The sequence below is a fragment of the Blastococcus sp. SYSU DS0533 genome (assembly GCF_054050775.1).
The window spans coordinates 91,360-111,500 of sequence record NZ_JBJGZZ010000004.1 but is presented as its reverse complement, the minus strand read 5'-3'; the positions used below and the strand labels follow the sequence as shown (position 1 = coordinate 111,500).

General features: G+C 76.5%; 19 protein-coding genes. 9 read left to right on the top strand and 10 right to left on the bottom strand.

What is annotated here, in order from left to right:
- Positions 1-17: 17 nt before the first annotated feature.
- Positions 18-500 (bottom strand): hemerythrin domain-containing protein, encoded by a 483-nt coding sequence (locus tag ACI79W_RS06975; protein ID WP_456561353.1) that lies wholly within the window; start codon positions 498-500, stop codon positions 18-20.
- Positions 497-1,435, bottom strand: a complete 939-nt coding sequence (locus ACI79W_RS06970) for a Rieske 2Fe-2S domain-containing protein (protein ID WP_456561352.1) — start codon at positions 1,433-1,435, stop codon at positions 497-499. The genes ACI79W_RS06975 and ACI79W_RS06970 overlap by 4 nt, the downstream gene beginning before the upstream one ends.
- 101 nt (positions 1,436-1,536) lie before the next feature.
- On the opposite strand from ACI79W_RS06970, the gene ACI79W_RS06965 reads away from it, so the two are divergent.
- Positions 1,537-2,436, top strand: a complete 900-nt coding sequence (locus ACI79W_RS06965; protein ID WP_456561351.1) for an SMP-30/gluconolactonase/LRE family protein — start codon at positions 1,537-1,539, stop codon at positions 2,434-2,436.
- 69 nt (positions 2,437-2,505) lie between these two features.
- On the opposite strand, the gene ACI79W_RS06960 is transcribed toward ACI79W_RS06965, so the two are convergent.
- From ACI79W_RS06960 to ACI79W_RS06950, 3 genes are all read right to left on the bottom strand, one after another.
- Positions 2,506-3,600 (bottom strand): ScyD/ScyE family protein, encoded by a 1,095-nt coding sequence (locus ACI79W_RS06960; protein WP_456561350.1) that lies wholly within the window; start codon positions 3,598-3,600, stop codon positions 2,506-2,508.
- A 190-nt stretch (positions 3,601-3,790) separates the two neighbouring features.
- Positions 3,791-4,030: a hypothetical protein gene (locus tag ACI79W_RS06955; RefSeq protein WP_456561349.1), complete on the bottom strand. Its 240-nt coding sequence runs from the start codon at positions 4,028-4,030 to the stop codon at positions 3,791-3,793.
- Positions 4,031-4,362: 332 nt separating this feature from the next.
- Positions 4,363-4,824 carry an NUDIX domain-containing protein gene (locus tag ACI79W_RS06950; RefSeq protein WP_456561348.1) on the bottom strand — a complete coding sequence of 154 codons (462 nt, stop codon included), beginning with the start codon at positions 4,822-4,824 and terminating at the stop codon, positions 4,363-4,365.
- Positions 4,825-4,885: 61 nt separating this feature from the next.
- Here ACI79W_RS06950 and ACI79W_RS06945 point away from each other — a divergent pair, with 61 nt between their 5' ends.
- Positions 4,886-8,134, top strand: a complete 3,249-nt coding sequence (locus ACI79W_RS06945; RefSeq protein WP_456561347.1) for a BTAD domain-containing putative transcriptional regulator — start codon at positions 4,886-4,888, stop codon at positions 8,132-8,134.
- Positions 8,135-8,159: 25 nt separating this feature from the next.
- On the opposite strand, the gene ACI79W_RS06940 is transcribed toward ACI79W_RS06945, so the two are convergent.
- On the bottom strand, positions 8,160-8,846 hold the full coding sequence (locus tag ACI79W_RS06940) for a hemerythrin domain-containing protein (RefSeq protein WP_456561346.1): 687 nt from the start codon (positions 8,844-8,846) through the stop codon (positions 8,160-8,162).
- A gap of 169 nt (positions 8,847-9,015) precedes the next feature.
- Here ACI79W_RS06940 and ACI79W_RS06935 point away from each other — a divergent pair, with 169 nt between their 5' ends.
- The 3 genes from ACI79W_RS06935 (at position 9,016) to ACI79W_RS06925 (ending at position 12,597) form a co-directional block, all read left to right on the top strand.
- Positions 9,016-9,639 carry a hypothetical protein gene (locus tag ACI79W_RS06935; protein ID WP_456561345.1) on the top strand — a complete coding sequence of 208 codons (624 nt, stop codon included), beginning with the start codon at positions 9,016-9,018 and terminating at the stop codon, positions 9,637-9,639.
- Positions 9,640-9,783: 144 nt separating this feature from the next.
- Complete coding sequence (locus ACI79W_RS06930; RefSeq protein WP_456561344.1) at positions 9,784-10,545, top strand: hemerythrin domain-containing protein; 762 nt, start codon at positions 9,784-9,786, stop codon at positions 10,543-10,545.
- Between the two features lie 123 nt (positions 10,546-10,668).
- A complete protein-coding gene (locus tag ACI79W_RS06925; RefSeq protein ID WP_456561343.1) occupies positions 10,669-12,597 on the top strand; it encodes a transglycosylase domain-containing protein in 1,929 nt (642 codons plus the stop codon).
- Positions 12,598-12,642: 45 nt separating this feature from the next.
- Here the strand turns inward: ACI79W_RS06925 and ACI79W_RS06920 are convergent, their stop codons facing one another.
- Positions 12,643-12,816: a hypothetical protein gene (locus ACI79W_RS06920; RefSeq protein ID WP_456561342.1), complete on the bottom strand. Its 174-nt coding sequence runs from the start codon at positions 12,814-12,816 to the stop codon at positions 12,643-12,645.
- Between the two features lie 132 nt (positions 12,817-12,948).
- On the bottom strand, positions 12,949-14,604 hold the full coding sequence (locus ACI79W_RS06915; protein WP_456561341.1) for an FAD-dependent oxidoreductase: 1,656 nt from the start codon (positions 14,602-14,604) through the stop codon (positions 12,949-12,951).
- Positions 14,605-14,727: 123 nt separating this feature from the next.
- Here ACI79W_RS06915 and ACI79W_RS06910 point away from each other — a divergent pair, with 123 nt between their 5' ends.
- Positions 14,728-15,363, top strand: a complete 636-nt coding sequence (locus ACI79W_RS06910) for a hypothetical protein (protein ID WP_456561340.1) — start codon at positions 14,728-14,730, stop codon at positions 15,361-15,363.
- 63 nt (positions 15,364-15,426) lie between these two features.
- On the opposite strand, the gene ACI79W_RS06905 is transcribed toward ACI79W_RS06910, so the two are convergent.
- Complete coding sequence (locus ACI79W_RS06905) at positions 15,427-16,311, bottom strand: NUDIX hydrolase (RefSeq protein WP_456561339.1); 885 nt, start codon at positions 16,309-16,311, stop codon at positions 15,427-15,429.
- Between the two features lie 89 nt (positions 16,312-16,400).
- Here ACI79W_RS06905 and ACI79W_RS06900 point away from each other — a divergent pair, with 89 nt between their 5' ends.
- From ACI79W_RS06900 to ACI79W_RS06890, 3 genes are all read left to right on the top strand, one after another.
- The gene (locus tag ACI79W_RS06900) at positions 16,401-17,060 is read left to right on the top strand and encodes a helix-turn-helix domain-containing protein (protein WP_456561338.1); all 660 of its coding nucleotides are present in this window, start codon (positions 16,401-16,403) and stop codon (positions 17,058-17,060) included.
- A 163-nt stretch (positions 17,061-17,223) separates the two neighbouring features.
- On the top strand, positions 17,224-17,838 hold the full coding sequence (locus tag ACI79W_RS06895) for a hypothetical protein (RefSeq protein WP_456561337.1): 615 nt from the start codon (positions 17,224-17,226) through the stop codon (positions 17,836-17,838).
- Between the two features lie 118 nt (positions 17,839-17,956).
- A complete protein-coding gene (locus tag ACI79W_RS06890; RefSeq protein ID WP_456561336.1) occupies positions 17,957-18,997 on the top strand; it encodes an NAD(P)-dependent alcohol dehydrogenase in 1,041 nt (346 codons plus the stop codon).
- 118 nt (positions 18,998-19,115) lie between these two features.
- Here the strand turns inward: ACI79W_RS06890 and ACI79W_RS06885 are convergent, their stop codons facing one another.
- Positions 19,116-20,093: a 2-hydroxyacid dehydrogenase gene (locus ACI79W_RS06885; protein ID WP_456561335.1), complete on the bottom strand. Its 978-nt coding sequence runs from the start codon at positions 20,091-20,093 to the stop codon at positions 19,116-19,118.
- Positions 20,094-20,141 lie beyond the last annotated feature (48 nt).

Genomic DNA, 20,141 nt, shown 5'->3' with positions numbered 1-20,141 from the left:
GGGGAACGGCCGCTCGGCTACACGTGACGCAGCGTCGCCCGCTTCAGCCGCACGATGAGCCGCATCGCGCCGGACTCCTCGAGCTCCCGCTTCCGGGCACGCAGCTGCTCGCCGAGCTGCTCGAGGCGCTCCTCCCCCAGGGCGTGCGACTGGGGGAACATCCGCTGCTCCTCCTCCATCGTGTGGTGGCGCACCGTCTTCTCGAGCATCCGCACCTCGGTGCTGAACTCCGGGTCGGTGACGTCCATGCGCATGACGGTGGCGACCTGGTCGTCGATCTGCCGGTGCTCGGCATGCGCGAGCGCCAGCAGCGGCGAGACGTCGGGCACCGCCGGGTAGAACAGCTCGTCCTCGATCTGCGCGTGGACCTCGATCTCGCGCAGGAACCGGTCGCGCAGCTCCTCCCGCCGGCCGGCCTGGCCGTCGGTGGTCTCCGCCAGCTCGCGGAGCAGCCCGCGCAGCACGTCGTGGTGCGCGATCAGAACCTCGTCGGCCTTCACCGGGACGCCTCCTCCACCGTCGTGACCGCCGTCGGGGTGCGCCAGCGGGCCCGCCGCCGCACCTCCACCGCGCCGTCGCGGACCCGGGTGTCGTAGCAGGGCAGCGGAGCCGTGGCCGGCCCCTGCGCCGGCTCCCCAGTGTCGACGTCGAACCGCGACCCGTGCCACGGGCAGACCAGCTCGTCGCGGTGCAGCCAGCCCTCGGCCATCGGGCCGCCCAGGTGCGGGCAGCGACCGGCGAGCGCCCGCACCTCGTCGTCGCTGCGGACCAGCACCACCGGGACGCCGTCGGCCGCGACCTCCACCGGCTCGCGGTCGGGGAGGTCGGCGAGGCGGGCCACCGGGGTGAACACCCGCGGGGACCGCCCGGCCGCGGAGTGGTCGACGCCGAGCCGGTGGCGGTAGGAGAGCACCCCGCCCAGGTAGCCGCTGGCGAGCACGAGGGCGTAGCCGGCGGCTGCGGTCACCCGCGCCCGCCCGGGACGACCGCGGCCCCGGTCGGCGAACGACCAGGTGTAGAGCGCCAGCGCGGTGCTGTTGAGCCCACCGTGGACCATGCCTACCCGGCGGGCCTCGTCGTGGGCGTGCTGCCAGTCGGTCAGCCCGGTCGCCGCCGCGCCGACGGCACCGGCGATCCCGAGCCCGACCACCGTGCGCGCCGCCTGCCCGGCACCCGGGCCCCCGCGGCCGGCGGCGGCCAGGCCGTCGAGCAGGGCGGCCGCGCTCCACGAACCGATCGGCACGGTGACCAGGAACGGGTGCAGCGGGTGGCCGAACCAGACGCCGTGCAGCAGGTCCTGCAGCGGGCGGGCGTAGCGGCCGGCCAGCAGGAACGTCAGCGAGATCCCGTGCTCCACCTGGTAGCCGGGCGCGTCGAGCACCTGCCACGCCTCGACGCGGCGCACCGCGCGCTCGAGGAGGCCCCGGACGCTCACGGCTGCACGTCTTCCGTCGGCATGGAGCGACCGTGCCCACGCCGGCGGAGGGGAAAACAGGAGGTGGTCGGCGGGTGCGGGAGGTCGTAGCGTCCCGCGGCATGGCTGATCGAGCGTTCCGGACGGTGCTGGAGGGCGGTTCCTACTTCGAGGCGCCGCGGTGGCGCGACGGGCAGTGGTGGGTGTCGGACTTCTACCGGCGCACCGTCAGCCGGGTCGCCCCGGGCGGCCCGGAGACCGTCGTCCTCGAGGTGGAGGCGCAGCCCTCGGGGCTGGGCTGGCTCCCCGACGGCTCGCTGCTCGTCGTCTCGATGAAGGACCACCGGCTGCTGCGGGTCACCGACGGCGAGGTGACCACCCACGCCGACCTCTCCGCCGTCTGCAGGGGGCACCTCAACGACATGGTGGTCGACACCGCCGGCCGGGCCTACGTCGGCGACTTCGGCTTCGACCTCATGGGCGGCGGGGCGCCCGCCCCGGCGTCGGTCAAGCGGGTCGACCCCGACGGCACGGTGACCGTCGTCGCCGAGGGGCTGCGCTTCCCGAACGGCTCGGTGATCACCCCCGACGGCGGCACGCTGCTCGTCGGCGAGACGTGGGGCAACCGCTTCTCGGCCTTCGACATCGCCACCGACGGCTCGCTGGGCCCGCGGCGCACGTGGGCGGAGTTCGGCCCCGAGCCGGTGGGCGGCTCGGTCGAGGAGCTGCTGGGCCAGGTCGTCGTCGCCCCGGACGGGTGCACCCTCGACGCCGAGGGGCACGTGTGGGTGGCCGACGGCTTCGGCTCCCGGGTGCTGCGGGTCGCGCCCGGCGGGCAGGTGGTCGAGGAGATCGCCGCGCCGGACGGCCTGGGCACCTACGCCTGCACGCTCGGTGGCGACGACGGCCGCACCCTGCTGCTGTGCTGCGCCCCCGACTTCTACGAGCACACGCGGGCGGCCGCGCGGGAGGCGGTGCTGGTGGCCACCGAGGTCGCCGTCCCGCACGCCGGGCTGCCCTGATGCTGCCCCGGGGGACCGCGAGGGCGGCCGGGGAGATCCCCCGACCGCCCTCCCGGTCCTACCGGCGGATCAGGGCGCCGGGGTGAAGGCGCCCGCGCCGACCTTCTGGATCTCACCGGCCGACGGCATGCCCAGGAAGCCGGCGATGCTCCACGCCGAGGCGTAGAGGTCCCCGCCCTCGATCTCCAGGCCGGTCGGCATGGTGACCTCGGCGGTGGCCCGGTCGCCGTCCCGCTCGATGCGGGTGAGCTGGCCGACCGTCGACGGGTCGAAGTCCGCCGGCGGTTCGCCCATCGGCATGCCCTCGAGCACGTTCGAGACGTAGACCGTGCCCTTGCGGTCGACGGCCACCCCGGTGACGCTGGTCAGCCCCTCGATAGCGCGCACCTGGTTGCCGTGCTGGTCGAGCACGTAGACCCGCCCCGCTCCGGGCACCTCGGCGCCCAGCGTGCCGACGTAGATCTTGCCGTCCGGCCCCTCGGTGATTTCCGTGGGCACCGGGTCGCACCCGGTGGTGCCAGGGTTGTTCGGCATCCCCACGCACCCCTCGACGTCGGTGACCACCGGCGGCACGAAGAAGGTGCTGATGTCCCCGGTCTCTCGGTCGATGGAGAGGACGGCGTTCGCCCCGGCGTCGGAGACGAGGATCCGGTGGGGCTGGGCGAGCACCGAGAAGGGGTTGGACAGCGTCTCGAACGGCTCGCCGTCGACGAACTGCTGCTGGCCGTCCGGGTTGTGGTCGAGCTCGTACCGCAGCAGATCCCAGGTCCGCAGGATCTCCCCGCCCGGCGTCGCCTCGACCACCTGCTGGCTGGGCAGGCCCTCGCCCGCCTCCGGCGGACCCGCGAACTCGCCGATCGCGACGTAGATGAGGCCGCGCACGTAGTCGACGCCCTGGGCGTTGCCCAGGCCGGACAGGATGGTCTGGGACCGCCCCCCGCGCGGGTCGATCCAGCTCACCTCCCCCGTGTCGGACTCGGCGACGATCAGCCGGCGACCCTTGTACTCGCTCAGCTGCCGTGGCCCGTCGAGCCCTCCGACGACGGTGGTGACGTCCCCACCCGGGGCGTGTCCCTTGCCGTCGTCGGCGCCGGCCGCCGTCGGTGACACGACGACCAGCGCCATGGCCGCGGCTGCACCCGCCGCCGCCTTGAAGTACCGCATCCCTGCTCTCCCTCGATCGACTCCCCCGTGGAACGCGGGGAAACCTGCCAGGACGTCAGGTGCAGAAGGCAAGCATCTCGTCTCGCCGCGATCACGATCGTGCGTGCCGTCACGCAGCGCGATGCGCCCGCAGTTGCTGCGTGACCCGGTTCGGGGACGAGCGGGCGACGGGGCCATGAACTGCGGGTTCTCAGCCGCGCGGCCGGACGCGGGAGGGTCGGGCGGCGGAGGGTCGGGCGGCGGGACCGGTGAACAGCTCCGCCCGGCCGCGGCCGAGCAGCTTGGCGTCGTAGAGCGCGCGGTCGGCGCCGCGCATCAGCTGGGAGGCGCTGCCGCCGAGCGCGTGCTGGGTGACGCCGCAGGAGAGCGGGACGTCGGGGTGCAGGACGCAGATGCGGCGGACGAGGGCCAGCGCGTCCGCGCCACGCACCCCCGGGAGGAGGAGCGAGAACTCGTGGCCGCCGTGCCGGGCGAGGACCGCGCCGGCCGGGAGCCCTGGCCAACGGCACCTCCCCGGTTGCCTGCAGCGCGGCGGTGACCGCACCGACGGCGAGCGCGTGGTGCAGCCACGCCCGGCGGCCGGTGAAGAAACAGGTGCGCGTCGACGACCACGAAGGCGATGAGCGCCGCGGCGGCCAGCGCGGTGGCGGGGTCGGGGCCGACCAGCACCCCGGCCGAGACGAAGGGCCGGCTCAGGCGCAGCACATCGGAACTGCGCGGTCCGACCTCGAGACCGCTGAGGGGTGATCACCCTCGCAGTGGTCAGCCGGCCAGGTGCGCGGCCAGCCGGTCGAGGAAGGGCAGCTGTGCCTTGACGAGCTTCCCCCGCGCCGTGGCGAGGGGGAACCAGGCGGCCCGGTCGATCTCGGGGAACTCCTGCACCCGGCCCGACCGCGGAGGCCACTCCAGCGGGAAGGTGCCGCTGATGATCGCGGCCGCGTCGAGGTCGCCCTCGGCCGCCCAGACGGCGAGCAGCTTGCGGCCCCGTACCTCGCCCAGCGGGTGCAGCGTCGCCGCGGGCACCGGCCGGCCGAGCTCCTCGGCGAACTCGCGGCGCGCGGCGGCCTCCCCGTCCTCACCGGGGTCGTGCTCGCCCTTGGGGATCGACCAGGCGCCCTCGTCCTTGCGCGCCCAGAACGGCCCGCCCATGTGGCCGAGCAGCACCTCGACGCCGCCGGCGCCGCGGCGGTAGAGCAGGATCCCGGAGCTGCGGACGGGCGGCACACGCCCAGCCTCGCAGAAACTGCGGGACGTCCGGCCGCGCATCGGCTACGTTCCCCCCGCCATGGCCTCGCCGCACCCCGACGCGCCGCTCGTCGAGCTCTCGGTCCTCGGCCCCATGCTGGCCGCGGTGGCCGGCGCGCCGGCGGTGCTGGGCGGGCCGCGGCAGCGCTCGGTGCTCGCCCGGCTGGCGGTGGCCGGCGGGCACGTCGTCTCCACCGACCGGATCGTCGACGACCTGTGGGACGGCGAGCCGCCGCCCAAGGCGCTGGCCTCGCTGCAGGTGCACGTCTCGCACCTCCGCCGGGCCCTGGAGCCGGCCCGCCCCACCCGCAGCGAGGCCACGGTGCTGGTCAGCCGCGCTCCCGGCTACGCGCTGCACCTACCGCGGGAGGCGGTCGACGCGTGGCGCTTCGCCGACCTGGTCGCCCGGGCGCAGGGCGAGCCGGATCCAGTCCCCCGCCGCGAGCTGCTGGAGCGCGCGCTGGCCTGCTGGCGCGGGCCGGCCTACGCGGAGGTCGCCGACACCGCGTGGGCGGCGCCGGAGGTGGCCCGCCTCGACGAGCTCCGGCTGACCGCGCTGGAGGCCCGCGCGCAGGCCGACCTCGACCTCGGCCGCGCGGGCGCCGTCGTCCCGGAGCTCGACCGGCTGGTGCGCGAGAACCCCGGCCGCGAGCGCGCCGTGCGGCTGCTCGCGCTGGCCCTCTACCGCGGCGGCCGGCAGGGCGACGCGCTCGGCGTGCTGCGCCGGGCCCGCGAGCACCTCGCCGACGAGCTCGGCATCGACCCCGGCCGCGAGCTGCGGGAGCTGGAGGCGGCGGTCCTCGCGCAGGACCCCGCGCTGGAGGCGCCGGCCGCGGTCGTGCCCGCCGTCCCGGTCGCGCCGCCGGCCCCGCAGCCCGCTCCCCCGTCGGTCGGCCGCGCCGCCGAGCTCGGCCGGCTGCTCGCCGCCGCCGACGAGGCCCGCCGCGGTACGCGGGTGGTCTGGATCGGCGGCGAGGCCGGCGCCGGCAAGACCACCCTGGTGGAGGCGGCGACCGGCGAGCTGCGCCGGCGGGGCTGGCGCACCGCGTGGGGCCGCTGCCCCGAGGTGGAGGGCGCGCCGCCGGCCTGGCCGTGGAGCGAGGTGGCGCGCGAGCTGGATGCCGCCGCGCTGCCCGAGGACGGCAACCCCTTCCGGCTCGCCCGGTCGGTGGCCGACCAGCTGGCGGCCGCGGGCGGCGGGCACCCCCTGCTGGTCGTCCTGGACGACGTGCACCGCGCCGACGACCTCACCCTGCAGCTGCTGCGCCAGGTGGTCGGCGGGCTCGCCGAGCGGCCGGTGCTGGTGCTGGCCACCTACCGCTCGACCGAGGACGACGAGGCGCTCGCCGCGACCCGAGCGGCGCTGGCCACCGCGACCGCGGCGCACCTGGCGCTGGGCGGGCTGGACGCGGCCGGGGTGGCCGTCCTCGCGCGCGACAACGGGCTGGAGCACCCGGACGGGGACGTCGTCGCGCTGCTGCGCGAGCGCACCGGCGGCAACCCCTTGTTCGTCCGGGAGCTCACCCGGCTCATCGTCTCCGAGGGCGCGGCCGCGGCGCGGACCAGCGTGCCGGCGGGCGTGCGGGAGGTGCTGCGCCGGCGGGTGGAGCGGCTGCCCGGCCCGGCGGTGACCGCGCTGCGCCAGGCTGCGGTGCTGGGCCGCGAGACCGACGTCGACCTGCTGGCCGCGGTCACCGGGCACGACCCCGACGAGCTGCTCGACGCTCTGGAGACCGCCGTCCTCGCCGGGCTGCTGGTGGAGCCGGCGCCGGGGCAGGTGCGGTTCAGCCACGCGCTCGTGCGCGACACCCTCTACGAGGACCTGCCGCTCATGCGGCGCGCCCGGGTGCACGCCGCGGCGCTGGCGGCGCTCGAGGCGCGGGGCGCGGACGCCACGACGCTCGCCCACCACGCCGTCGCCGGGGCCGGGCCCGCCACCGCGACCGACGCCGTCCCGTACGTGGTGGCGGCCGCCCGGGAAGCCGAGCAGCTGGGTGCGCACGCCGACGCCGCCCGCCAGTGGGCGACCGCGCTGCGGGTGCACGAGCTGGCCGGGCCGCGGGCGGGCGGCGACGAGGCGCTGCTCGGGCTGCTGCTGCCGTCCATCCCGGCGCACGCGCGGGCCGGCAACGCCGTCGTCGCCCGGGAGCAGCAGCGGCTGGCGGTGGGGGCCGCCGCCCGGCTCGGCCGCCGCGACCTGCACGTCGCCGCGCTCGCCGCCTGGGACGCGCCGCTGGTGTGGACCGTCCGCGACGACGGCGCCCAGGACCCCGAGCTGCTCGACCCGCTGCTTGCGCTGCTGGAGACCCCCGCGGGCGAGGACCTGCCCGACGACGTGCGCGCCCGGCTGTTCGTCGCGCTCTTCCGCGAGGTGGAGGGCGTCGACGACGTCCGGGCCGAGCGGGCGAGCGCCGAGGCGCTGGCCCTGGCCCGCCGGGTGCCCGAGCAGCCGCGGCTGCTCTGCCTGGCGCTGAACGCGCGGGCCTACGCGGCGCTGGGCCCCGACCTCGCCGACCGCCGGGAGGAGCTGGCCGAGGAGCTGCTCGCCGCCGCGACCGCGGCCGGCGCCCCCGACCACCAGGCGGTCGCCCACTGGCTGCTGTTCCTGGCCGCGTCGGCGCGCACCGACCTCGCGCTCGCCCGGCGGCACGGCGACCGCGCGGTGGCCCTGTCCGGGAGCGGCCAGCTGGGGCACGTGCTGGGCGCGCTCGACGTGCACACCGGCGCGCTGCTGGTGCTGGCGGGCCGGGTGGACGAGGGCCGGGCCCGCTACGAGGAGATCGCCACCCGGCTCGCCGAGACGGGGCAGACCAACGGCGGGCTCATGGCGCTGATCGGCCGGTTCGTGGCCGGCTTCGCGGGCGGGGACCTCACGCCCTCGGTGCCCGACATGGAGTGGCTGGACACCGCGATGCCCGGGGCGCTCGGCGACGCCGTCGTCCTCGCGTTCCTGGACGCCGGGCGCGAGGCCGACGCGCGGGGGGTGTGGGCGAGGCGCCGGCCGATCGCCCGCGACTACTACTGGCTGGTGACGACGACGCTCCGCGCGCACGCCGCCGTCCGGCTCGGCGACCTCGAGGTGGCCGTGGCCGCGCGCGACGAGCTGCTGCCGTGGGCGGGCCGGGTCGCCGGGCTCGACTCGGGCACGCTCGTGCTCGGCCCGGTCGACGACGCGCTGGCCGAGGTGGCCGGGCTGGTCGGCGACGCCGACGCCGCCGCGGCGCACCGGACGAAGGCGGCCGAGGTCCGGCGGCGGCTCGCGGCCGAGCTCGCCGCCGTCGGCCTCTGACCCACCCGCCGGGGGACGCCGCGGATCACCCGCCGAACACCCGGCCCTCCCGGCGGCGGAACGGCGGCACGAGGAGCGCCAGCATCAACCGGACGGCGATGCCGCCCTCGGCGACCAGGGTGGCGCGCTCGTCGGGCGTGACGACGTCGACGACCCGCGGCACCTCGAAGGAGAGCTTCGCCCGCTTCCTGATGCGGGCCTCGACGGCGGCCCAGTCACCGACCGACACGTGCTCCTCGATGGCCGGCAGCACCGAGGCCTCCTCGTCGGCGATGTGCTCCTCGAGGGTGTCGCGCAGCTCGGCGAGGTCGACGGCCAGCGCGGTGGCGGCGTCCTCGTCGGCGGGGCAGGCGGCGAAGGCGGCGGCGCCGGCGCGGATGCGGTCGAGCAGCGGGTCGAGCGCGGCGTGGTCGTCGGTGAGCTCGGCCAGGTCGACCGACGGGCCGGCGGAGGCGGCGAGCACCGGCCACAGGACGTCGTCCTCGGCCGAGTGGTGGTGGTGCACCGAGTCGCAGTAGTCGCCGACGTAGCCGGCGATGCTGCCGGCCCGCTGCGCGTCGACGGCGGTGCGGCCGGCGGCGACCTGCTGGAGCAGGTCGGTCAGGCGGCGGACGTCGCGCAGCATCGCGCGGTGGGCCAGCCGCATGCCGAGGGTGTCGGGGCGGGGGTCGCCCTCGGCGCGCGGGGTGACGGGGACGGGCGGGGTGGTCATGGCGAGCTCCTCCTGGGATCGGGGTCGGCGCCGACCCTGCGCGGGCGCACTTGCGGCCCACTTGTCGCCCGGACGACAAGCCGGCCGTCAGCGACCGGCAAGTGCCGGGCGCGAGCGTCGGTGCCGACCGGGTCACCCGACCCGACGCACCCCGAGTCCGAGGACCGCCATGACCACCGCACCGCCCCTGACCGTTCCGACCTCCTCCGCCGCGCTCCGCGACCACCGCCCCTCCGACGCGCGCCAGGCGACGGCGATGGCGGCCGGCGGCGTGCTGTTCGCCGTCGGCAACGCCCTGCATCCCCTGACCCACGACGACGGCGCGACGCAGGCCGCCACCTGGGAGCTGGCGCACGTGCTGTTCGGCCTCGGCGCGCTGCTGATCGCGGCCTCGCTCGGCGTGCTGCTGCGCCGCTTCGCCGGGTCGCGGCTCGGCGTCGTCGGCCTCGGCGTGCTGTGGCTGGGCATGGTGCTCATCCCGGCGGGCGCGGTGATGGAGGCGTGGGTGCGGCCGCTGTTCGACCACCACGGCTTCTCCGCCATCGAGGAGGCGACGCTGCCGTTCACGATGCTGGCCGGGTTCTCGAGCATGATCGGCCCGGCCCTGGTCGCGGTCGCCGCGATCCGGCACCGGTTGCTGCCGCTGTGGGCCGCGCTGGCGATCCCGGGCATCACCGTGGGCGCGCTGCTGGTGCCCGTGATGCCGGCCGAGGGCTGGAGCATCATCCCCGGCACCGTCCTGTTCGGGCTCGGCATGGCGGCCGCCGGCTGGCTGTCCCGCACCCCCGCCTGAGCCCCCTGACCACCGGCGCGCGGGCTCGGTCAGGGCCTCCCGTCCCGCGGAACGATCCCGTCCGACTCGGGACGTCGGTCCCTGTCGGCCGGGACGCCTCCCCTCTAGCGTCGATGCCAGCTCCAGCCGATCCGACGAGGTGCCATGACCGCTGCGGTGCTCCCCCGCCCAGAGCCGCCCACCCCCGTCTCCTCCCTCGTCCCTGCTCCGCGCAGGGCCCTCTCGTCGCCCGCACCGGGCAGCGCCGCGACCGCCTACGAGCGGGTGCTGCACCGGGCCGTCCACCGCGAGCTGCGGCTGCTGGCCGGGCTCGCGTCGGAGGCACCCAGCGGCGACGCCGCGCGCACCGCCCAGCTGACCGGGCACGCCGACCTGGTCGCGCGGGTGCTGCTCGGGCACCACGCCGTCGAGCGGGAGCGGTTGTGGCCCGCGCTGCTCCGGTCGCTGCCCGCCGCCGAGGTCGACGACGCGCGGTGGCACGTCGCCGCCTGGGCGGCCCGGACGGCGCCGCTGGACCGCCGGCTCCGCGACCTCTCGGCCGCGGCCCGGGAGTGGGCCGGAACCGGCACGGCGGCCGCGCACGACGCGTTCGTGGGTGCGTGCGGGCTCGTGGCGGACGAGGTGGTGGCCTCCGCCGCGGCCGACGAGGCCGACCTGATGCCGCTGCTCGCCGTCCACATGCCGGCGGCCGAGTGGGCAGCCGTGGTCCGGGCGTCGGGGGCGGCGCTCCCGGGGCGGGAGCAGATGCTGGTGCTGGGCCTCGTGCTCGAGGACGCCTCGGCCATCGACCGCGCCCGCGTGCTCGCCGCCCTCTCCCCCGCCGTCCGGACCGCCTGGCGCGCGGTCGGCCGACGCGACTTCCGCGCCGCCGTCGTCCGGCTGCGGGGCGTGCCGCCGGCGCTCTGACCCGGCGTTCACACCAGATGCACAGGCTCCGCTCAGGCCGGTCGCAAGCGGGGCCGCCACCGTCGGCCGGGTGACCCGGCGACCCGACCCGGAGCTGCGGAGACCCGTGCCGGCAGGTGCGCCGTGCTGACGGCGGAGCACCTGGTGCTCCTGGCGCTGCTGCTGCTGACGACGCCGCTGGTCGCCGTCGACCGCCGGTGGCGGGAGGAGCGGCCGCTGCTCGGGACGATCGCCCGCGCCGGGTTCATGCTGGCTCTTCTCCTCGGTGGTCTCGCGCTCGGGGCGGTGGCGCCGTTCCCGGTGCCGGCCCCGGCAGTCGCGGTTCCGGTGGCAGTGTCGGTCGCGGTGGCGGCGGTGCACGCGGTGCGGCCGCTGGGGCAGCGCGCCGCCGCGTGGGTGGCCGGGGTGGCCGGGATGCTGCACGGCGCGCCGCTCGCGCCGGGGGAGGTCCTCGGTACCGGGCTCGGCCTGCTGGTCGCGGCGGTGGTGGCGCTGCCGCTGGTCGTGCTGGTGAGCCGGTCGCGGGTGCACGCGGCGGTGCGCGCGGTCGTGACCGGCGCCGGCGTGGTGGTCGCGGGTGCCTCGGGCGCGGCGGCGCTCACCGGCGGCGAGTCGGTGCTGCAGCCGCTGGTGGACGTCGTCGCGGGCGACCCCTGGGTGTCCCTGCTGGTGCTCGCCGCGGCGGCGTTCCTGGTGTGGGAGCTGTTCCCGCCGGCCGCCGTCGAGGGCCCGCCGGTCCCGGCCGAGCGGGAGCCGGTCGGCGTCGGGCAGGCCGCCTGTCCGCCCGGCCGCCGTACCATCGACTCTCGACGCCGACCTGAGGAGCACCGCCTCGTGGCCTCCGTCCCGCCAGACCCGCGCGCCACCCGCTGGCTCCGCCGTCGGCCCACCGAGCCCCTGCCGCAGCAGGAGCCGCCGCGCCGGCCGCGCTTCGACCAGCCGCCGCCCGAGGGCGACGACTGGTACGCCGGGCCGCCCGCCGGGGGCGCGCCGCCGCCGCGCACCTGGCCCCGGCAGGCGCCCCAGGGCCCGTGGCCGTCGGCTCCGCCTGGGGGCTCGTACCCGCCACCGTCCTACCCGCCGCCGCGGGAGCCGTTCCCCCCGCCGCACGGCCCGTTCCCGCCGCGACGGGGTCCGTTCCCGCCGCGGGGGGCGTACCCACCGCCGCAGGGCCCGTTCCCGCCGCCGGACGCGCCGGCCCGCCCGGAGCGCGGTCGCCGTCGCCGGTTGCGCGCGCCCCGGCGGCGCCGGGGGCTGTTCCGCCGCATCGTGAAGGTGCTGGCGGTGCTGGGCGTCGTCCAGGCGCTGGTCGTGCTGTCGCTGCGCTGGGTGGACCCGCCGACGACGGCGTTCATGGCGGCCAACCCCGAGGGCTCGATCCAGCAGTCGGTGCCGGTCGAGCACGTGTCGCGGAACTTCCTCGCCGCGGTGATCGCGCACGAGGACGCGCAGCTCCCCTACCGCGACGGCGCCTTCGAGTGGGATGCATTGTGGGACCGCGCGACGGCGCACCTCTCCGGCGAGGAGGACCCGTCGGGGTCGACCATCCCGCAGCAGGTGGCGAAGAACCTGTTCCTGAACCAGGAGCTCAGCGCCTGGCGCAAGGGGCTGGAGGCGGCGCTGGCGGTGGAGCTCGCGGCGTTCGTCGACGACCGCCGGATGCTGGAGCTGTACGTCAACTACGCGCAGTTCGGCCCGACGATCTACGGCGTCTGCGCGGCCGGCTGGTACTACTTCGACTCCCCGCCCGCGGAGCTGTCGGCCGAGGAGGCGGTGATGCTGGTCGGCCTGCTGCCCTCACCCGGGCACGTGCAGCGGGCGCCCGGCGGCGGGATGGACTTCCAGGTCGAGGACGGGATGGGCTGGCTGTCCCGCTCGCACGTGCTGAACGCGCAGGCGCGGGTGCCGCGCCATCTCGACCGGTTGGGCTTCACCCCGGTCGAGGACGTCGGCGTGGAGGGGCTCGCCTCGGAGCAGGAGCCCTCGGGCGACGACTGCTCCACGCCGCCTCAGGAGGTCACCGATCTGATCGCCGCGGAGGGCACCACCTAGGGGGTCGCACGCCGGGAGCCCCTCGCGGGGCTCCCGGCGCGGCGCTCAGCGCTGCTCGGCGTCCTTGCCGAACTGCGGGTTGGGGACGCCGGGGCGCGGTTGCCGCAGACCCGCGTCGAACCGCTGGGTGGCCTCGAGCTCGGCCGTCTCCGGAGCGGCGTGCCGCCCCGGGCGGGGCATCTTGAACTCGGCCGTCTCATCGAGCAGGTGCTTGCCCACACCGTGTCCTTCCGTGGAGGGTTTGGGCCAGCGTACGAGCGGATGCCGACGGTTCGCGGGACGTCGGTCGAAGGTGCAGGTCGGCTGTGACGAGTGGGGCGTCCGGGGTGTCCCGGCCCCCTGCAAGCAGTGTCAGACCTTCAGCAGGCGGTGCACGTTCTGGATGGCGATCCCGCCCTCGCCGACGGCCGAGGCCACCCGCTTGACCGACCCGTGCCGGACGTCGCCGGCCGCGAGCACGCCGGGGATGCTGGTCTCCAGCGGCAGCGGGCGCCGGCCGAGGGCGTCGATGCCGGCGTCGCTCAGCTCGGTGCCGGTGACGACGAAGCCGGCCGGGTCCCGCTCGAGGTCCGGCGGCAGCCAGGCGGTGTGCGGCTGCGCGCCGATCATGAGGAACAGCGCGTAGGCGCCGACCTTCTCCTCGGCGCCGGTGGCCCGGTCGCGCAGGACGAGGTGGTCCAGCCAGCCCTCCCCGCCGCCGTCGACGACCTCGGTGCCGGTGCGGACCTCGATGTTCGGCGTCTCCTCCACCTGGTGCACGAGGTAGTGGGACATGCCGGCCTCCAGGCTGCCCGCGCGGACGACGAGGGTCACCCGGTCGGCCCAGCCGGCGAGGTGGATCGCGGCCTGGCCGGCGGAGTTGGCGCCGCCGACGATGAACACCTCCCGGCCGGCGACGAGCGGCGCCTCCGACGCGGCGGCGCCGTAGAAGACACCCGCGCCGTGCAGCGCCTCCAGCGAGGGCACGTCGAGCCGGCGATAGGCCGCGCCGGTCGCCAGGACGACGGCGCCGGCGACCACAACCCCACCGGTGTGCAGGCGGACGACGACGCCCTCGCCGTCCGCCGCCAGGTCGGTGACCTCCTGCATGAAGGCGAAGCGGGCGCCGAAGACCCAGGCCTGCTGGTAGGCGCGGCGGGCGAGGTCGGCCCCGGTGACGCCGCGCGGGAAGCCGAGGTAGTTGCGGATCGAGGAGCTCGACGTCGCCTGGCCGCCGATGCTGCCCGAGTCGATGACCACGGTGCGCAGCCCCTCGGAGGCGCCGTAGACGCCGGCGGAGAGCCCGGCCGGCCCGCAGCCGACGATCACCAGGTCGTAGTGCTCACCGGTGGGCTCGATGAGGGTGCCGGCGGAGCGGGCGATCTCGACGTCGCTCGGGTCCTCCATGACCGCGCCGGTCGGCATGACGAGCAGCGGGAGCCGGTGCGGGGCGGTGTCACCGAGGAGGGCGCGCCCCTCGTCGGACTCGGCCAGGCAGAAGCGGTGCGGCATGGCGCAGCGGCCGAGCACCTCGCGCAGCTCGTACGCCCGGCCAGACCACGTCTCCCCCACCACGTCGATGGTGTGCGGGGCGCGGCGGCGCTCCTCGGCCCAGGCGAGGAGGAAGGTCGACATCGCCTGGTGGAACTGCTCGTCCGGTGGCGGCGCGGGTCGGACGACGTAGTGGTCGATCCGGCCGCCGGCGATCGCCTCGAAGATGGCGTCGCCGGCCTCGGCCATCCCGACGCTTGCCCAGTCGACGAGCAGGGCGCGCTGGGCGTGCCGGAAGAGGCCGGGGACCTCGCCGAGCAGGTCCGCGCCCGAGGCGCCCGCGAGCTCGTCGGCGGCGAGCACCAGGGCGACGTCCTCGCCCTCGGCGGCGAGCTGCTCGAGGGCGGCGAGCGCGGCGGCCGGGGTGCGCAGGCAGCAGACCCGGTAGTCGGGCTCGTAGCGGGTGCGCAGCTCCCGCTCCACCGCCGCGAGGCGGGCGGGTTCGTCGTCGACGGCGAGGATCAGCGGCACGGACATGGGAGCTCCGATGGCGTCGGACGGCCCCCGCTGGGGAGACGGTAGGCCCGGTCTCCCCTCTGCACCAGGGTCCGAGGGGGTGGCTCGTGGGTTCTCCCGCCCGGCCCGTGGTAGGTCACCCCGGTGGACACGCGCACCCTGCTGCTGGGCGACTGGACGCCGGTGATCCGGGACGGCATCGACGTCCTGCGGCTGGTGATCCTGGGCGGGGCCGTCTTCTACGCCGTGGCGGGCGACTGGGGTGGGGCGGCGCTGCTCGCCTTTTTCTTCGCCATCACGCTGGTCGCCCGGCTGCTCAACCTGCCGCGGCCCTACGACCTGTCGCTGACCGCGGCGATGGCGCTGCAGGGGTTCGGCGAGGTGCTCGGCCTCTACGACCAGTGGGTGCGCTTCGACGACCTGGTGCACTTCACGCTGCCGATGCTCACCGCGCCGGTGGTCTACATCGCGCTGGCGCGGGCGGAGGTGGTGCCCGACCCCCGGGACGAGACGCACCTGCCGCACTACATCGGGATCGCCGTCGTCACCGCGGCGCTGGGCATCTCGCTCGGCGCGCTGTGGGAGGTGTACGAGTGGCGCTCCGACGCGTGGCTGGGCACGGACCTGTCGATCGACAACGACGACACCAACGGCGACCTGGTGCGCGACTCGCTGGGGTCGCTGGTCGGGGCGGCGCTGCTGGTGGTGTGGGCGCGGTTCGGCTGGGGGTCCGTGCGGCGGATCCCCGGGGTGAACACCCACGAGGACGTCTCCGCCTGAGGCGGGCCTCGCACAATCGGGCGTGTCATGCGCCCGGTTGCGCCAACTGGTCGTCCGGCCGGTTCAGCTGATGGCGGTCGGGTCGATGTCCCGCGCCCCGAACGGCTCGACCAGCCCGGAGAGCGGGGCCGGGCCGTCGTCACCGTCGTAGACGTACTCGACCCGGCCGCCGTCGAGCACCGGACGGGCCAGGACCGGCCGGATGCGCCGCGGGGCCGCCATCGCGGAGGCCACGTCCGGGTGGGCGGAGAGGTCGCGCAGGGTCGAGGCGGTCGCGTTCATCATGGTCAGCGACCCGGCGCGGAAGCCCGCGAACGCCTCGGCGACCGGCAGCCAGGCCACCCGGTCGGCCTCGCCGCCGACGTCGCGGGTGCGCTGACCGGCCGGGAGTGCGGCGAGGAAGAACCGGGTGTCGAACCGGCGGGACGACCACTCCGGCGTGATCCAGTGCGCCCAGGGGCGGAGCAGGTCGGCGCGCAGCAGAAGGGATCGCGCGGCCAGGAAGTCGCTGAGTGCGAGCGTGCCCTCGATGAGGGCCAACCGGTCGCGCTCCCAGTCGTCGCCGGTGGTGTCGGTGACCGGGGTGCCGTCCCGGTGCGCGGCGAGCAGGACGCCGGACTCCTCGAACGTCTCACGGACCGCCGCCGCGACGAGCGCGGTCGCCAGCCCGGGGTCGCAGGAGAAGGCGGCGGCCCACTCGGCCGGCGGCGGGCCGGCCCAGTGCTCGGCCGCCTCGCGGTCGCGCGGGTCGACCGAGCCGCCCGGGTACACGTGCATGCCCGGGGCGAAGGCCATGGTCGGACGGCGCCGGAGCAGGTAGACCTCCGGGCCGCTCGCCCCGTCACGGAGCAGGACGACGCTGGCGGCGTCGCGTGCCTCGACGACGTCGGTCTCCCCGCGCAGGTAGCGCGCGACGAGTTTGGTCCGGTCGGTCGCCATGTCGGTCATGCTCGCATCGAGTCGCCGGTGAGCGCCCGCGCCCCGCGCTTCCACTTGACCGATAGCGTCGTTGTGACGACATTGTCCGTATGCCCCTAATGACCACCGAGCAGGCCGCCGACCGGATGGGCGTCTCCGTCCGGCACGTGCAGCGCCTCGTCTCCGAGGGCGACCTGCTGGCGATCGGCCCCGACCGCGTCGACGCGGACTCCGTGGCCCAGTGGGTGGCGCAGCGCCGGGGCAGCCGGGTGCGCGCCTGGGAGGAGCCGACGGCCTGGGCCGCCGTGGCGGTGCTCGAGGGGCGTCCGGCCGGGTGGCTCGGGCAGGCGCAGCGATCGCGGCTGAGGTCGGCGCTCGCGGTCTCGGCCGCCGAGGAGCTCGCCGCGCGGACCCGCAACAGGGCGTCGGTGCACCGCTACCGGGCCCACCCGCGGGCGCTCGGCCGGCTGGCCCGCGAGGTCGTCAGCTCGGGGGCCGCGGAAGGCATCGGCGGGTTGAGCGCGGCGCCGGACCGGTGCGACGGGTACGTCGCGGAGGCGGTCGCCGACGGTCTCGTCCGGCGCTACCGGCTGGACGCCGACCCGTCGGGGGGCGTCACGCTGCGGGTGACGGGCATGCCGATGGACGTCGTCGAGGAGCTGGCGCGCGGACGGCGGCAGGTGCTCGCCGGGCTGGACCTGGCCGCCTCGACCGATCCCCGCGAGCGGTCGGCCGGCCGCCGCATCCTCGACCGCGCGCTCGGGCAGCTGCGTGGCTGAGGTGCTGCATGCCTGAGGTGCTGCGGCCGCCGACGCCGGCGGGTGGGTGGGCCCGGCCGTGGCCGGACGTGGCGGAGCTGGCCGAGGCGGTGCCGGCCGACGCCTGGACGCTGATCGGCGGGCTGATGGTGCAGCTGCACGCCGCGGTCGCGGGCTGCCGGTCGTGCGGCCGACCGACGACGTCGACGTCCTGCTGCACGTGGAGACGGGGCGCGGGCGGCCCGCGCAGGTGGCGCGCTCGCTCGAGGAGCTCGGGTACCGGCTGGCGCCGAGCGTCGACCCCCGCGTCGGCACCGCGCACCGGTTCGTCCGGGACGGCGCCGTCGTCGACCTGGTGACGACGGGCAGCGAGCGCTCCGTCGTCGACGTCGTCGCGGCCGACCACGTGCCGCCCCGGGCGCTGCCCCGCTTCCGCGGCTACGACCTGGTGCGCGTCGCGGGCGGCACCCAGGCGCTGCGGCGGACGGTGCTCGCCGAGCTCCGCATCACCGGCACGGTTGCGACGACGATCAGCGTGCCCGACGCCTTCGGGGCGCTGGTCCTCAAGGCCGCGGCGCACCGCACCGACGGGCGCGACCGCGACCGGCACGTGGCCGACGCCGCCGTGCTGCTGGCGTGCGTCGACCCGTTCGAGGAGCGCGCCTCCTCGGGGAGCGACCGCAAGCGGCTGCTGCACCTGCAACGGCACCTCGCGGACCCGACGGCGGCGCCCTGGCTGCTCCTGCCCGAGGAGGCCCGCCGCGACGGGCAGGTGGCGCTCGACCTGCTCTGCGCCTGAACCCGCCCGAGCAAGCCAGGGGCTTCCGTCCCGGTCGCCGGGACACGACGGCCTGCCGCCCACCGCCTCGACGCCCTAGCGTCCGAGGCGACGACGTCCCCGGCACGGAGGAGCAGGCATGCGCGCGGTCCAGTACCGGACCATCGGCGGCGAGCCCGAGGTGGTCGAGATCCCGACGCCGGAGCCAGGGCCGGGGCAGGTCCGGCTGCGGGTCACCGCCGCGGGGCTGTGCCACTCGGACGCGTTCGTCATGGGTCTGCCGGCCGAGCAGTACGTCTACGGGCTGCCGCTGACGCTCGGGCACGAGGGCGCGGGCGTGGTGGACGCGCTGGGCTCCGGCGTGACCGGCGTGGAGGTCGGCGAGCCGGTGGCGGTGTACGGGCCGTGGGGTTGTGGGCTGTGCCACGCCTGCGCGCAGGGCGCGGAGAACTACTGCCCGCGGGCGGCCGGGCTGGGCATCCAGCCGCCGGGGCTGGGCTCCCCCGGCGCGCTGGCCGAGTACATGCTCGTCGACGACGTCCGGCACCTGGTCCCGCTCGGCGACCTCGACCCGGTGGCCACCGTGTCGCTCACCGACGCCGGGCTGACGCCCTACCACGCGATCGTCTCGTCGCTGGGTGCGCTGCCGGCCGGGAGCACCGCCGTGGTGATCGGCGCCGGCGGGCTCGGGCACGTGGGCATCCAGATCCTGCGGGCGGTCACCGGGGCCACCGTGATCGCGCTGGACATCAGCGAGCAGAAGCTCGAGCTCGCCCGTGAGGTGGGCGCGCACCACGTGCTGCGGTCGGACGCGTCCGCGGTCGGGGAGATCCGTGCGCTGACCCGCGGGGTGGGCGCGCAGGTGGTGTTCGACATGGTCGGCGCTCCGCCCACCCTGGAGATCGCGCGGAAGTCGGTGGCGCTGGACGGCGTCATCCAGATCGTCGGGATCGGCGGCGGGCTGCTGCCGACCGGCTTCTTCTCCACGCCGATGGGCGCATCGGTGCGGGCGCCGTACTGGGGCCGGCGGTCGGAGCTGATGGAGGTGCTCGACCTGGCGCGCGCCGGGGCGATCCACGTCGAGGTGGAGCGGTACACGCTCGACCAGGCACCCGAGGCGTATCGGAAGCTGCACGACGGCACGATCCGTGGCCGCGCCGTCGTCGCCCCCGGGGAGTGACCGCCGGCCGAGGGCGACGACGCCCGCCGCCGTCCGGGGGGGCGCTCGTGCACGGCACGGGAACGTCCATGCCCGCCGCCGGCCTGCCCCCTACGGCGACGCCGTCCCGGGCCGCACGTCACCCACCCGCCCCGGCGACGGGCGTGCGCGGCTCCTCGCCGGCCAGCACCGCGCGGACGTTGTCGATGGCGAGCCTGCCCATGGCGTCGCGGGTCGCCAGCCCGGCGCTGGCGATGTGCGGCAGGAGCACCACGTTTTCCAACGAGCGGAGCCCCGGGTGCAGCTGCGGCTCGTTCTCGTAGACGTCGAGACCAGCCGCGGCGATGACTCCGTTCTCCAGTGCGTGGACGAGCGCGGCCTCGTCCACGACGGGCCCGCGGGCGGTGTTGACGAGGATGGCGCTCGGCTTCATGGTCGCCAGCTGCTCCGCGTCGATGAGGTGGTGGGTGGCCGGCGTGAGCGGGCAGTGCAGCGACACGACGTCGCTCTCGGAGAGCACGCGCTGCAGGTCGGCGGGCTCGACGCCGTACGCCGCCGCCTCATCACTCGACGCGCGGCTGCCCGTGGCGAGGATCCGCATGCCGAAGGCCGCGGCGCGTCGGGCCACGGCCATGCCGATCCGGCCGAGGCCGACGATGCCCAGGGTGGCTCCACCACTGACATCGAGCCCGACGAAGGACTGCGGACCCCAGATCCAGTCGGCGCCGGTGCGCATGAACCGGTCGGCCTCGACGATCCGCCGCGACGTGGCGAGGACGAGCGCGAACGCGCAGTCCGCGCTCGCCTCGTCGAGGACCCCCGGGGTGTTGGTGACCACCACGCCGCGGGCGTGGGCCGCGGCGACCTCGACGTTGTCGTAGCCGACCGCGACGTTCGCGACGATCCGCAGGCCGGGTCCGGCGGCGTCGAGGACCTCGCCGTCCACCCGGTCGGTGAGCAGGGTGATGAGCGCGGAGGCACCCCGCACCGCGGAGAGCAGCTGCTCGCGCGAGGGCGGCCGGTCGGGGTCGTCGTGCACCACCAGCGGCACACCGAGATCGCCGGCCGCCGCCATGGCGGCAGGCGTCAATCGGCGGCTGAGGTAGACGAGGCCCATCACCGGCTGCCGCGGAAGGGCTGGACCCGGCGGATCCCCGTGGGAACC

Bases quoted from the DNA above. Each gene is read 5' to 3' on its own strand.
- ACI79W_RS06965 (WP_456561351.1), top strand. From the start codon at position 1,537: ATGGCTGATCGAGCGTTCCGGACGGTGCTGGAGGGCGGTTCCTACTTC.
- ACI79W_RS06960 (WP_456561350.1), bottom strand. From the start codon at position 3,600: ATGCGGTACTTCAAGGCGGCGGCGGGTGCAGCCGCGGCCATGGCGCTG.
- ACI79W_RS06945 (WP_456561347.1), top strand. From the start codon at position 4,886: ATGGCCTCGCCGCACCCCGACGCGCCGCTCGTCGAGCTCTCGGTCCTC.
- ACI79W_RS06940 (WP_456561346.1), bottom strand. From the start codon at position 8,846: ATGACCACCCCGCCCGTCCCCGTCACCCCGCGCGCCGAGGGCGACCCC.
- ACI79W_RS06935 (WP_456561345.1), top strand. From the start codon at position 9,016: ATGACCACCGCACCGCCCCTGACCGTTCCGACCTCCTCCGCCGCGCTC.
- ACI79W_RS06930 (WP_456561344.1), top strand. From the start codon at position 9,784: ATGACCGCTGCGGTGCTCCCCCGCCCAGAGCCGCCCACCCCCGTCTCC.
- ACI79W_RS06915 (WP_456561341.1), bottom strand. From the start codon at position 14,604: ATGTCCGTGCCGCTGATCCTCGCCGTCGACGACGAACCCGCCCGCCTC.
- ACI79W_RS06905 (WP_456561339.1), bottom strand. From the start codon at position 16,311: ATGACCGACATGGCGACCGACCGGACCAAACTCGTCGCGCGCTACCTG.
- ACI79W_RS06900 (WP_456561338.1), top strand. From the start codon at position 16,401: ATGACCACCGAGCAGGCCGCCGACCGGATGGGCGTCTCCGTCCGGCAC.
- ACI79W_RS06890 (WP_456561336.1), top strand. From the start codon at position 17,957: ATGCGCGCGGTCCAGTACCGGACCATCGGCGGCGAGCCCGAGGTGGTC.
- ACI79W_RS06885 (WP_456561335.1), bottom strand. From the start codon at position 20,093: ATGGGCCTCGTCTACCTCAGCCGCCGATTGACGCCTGCCGCCATGGCG.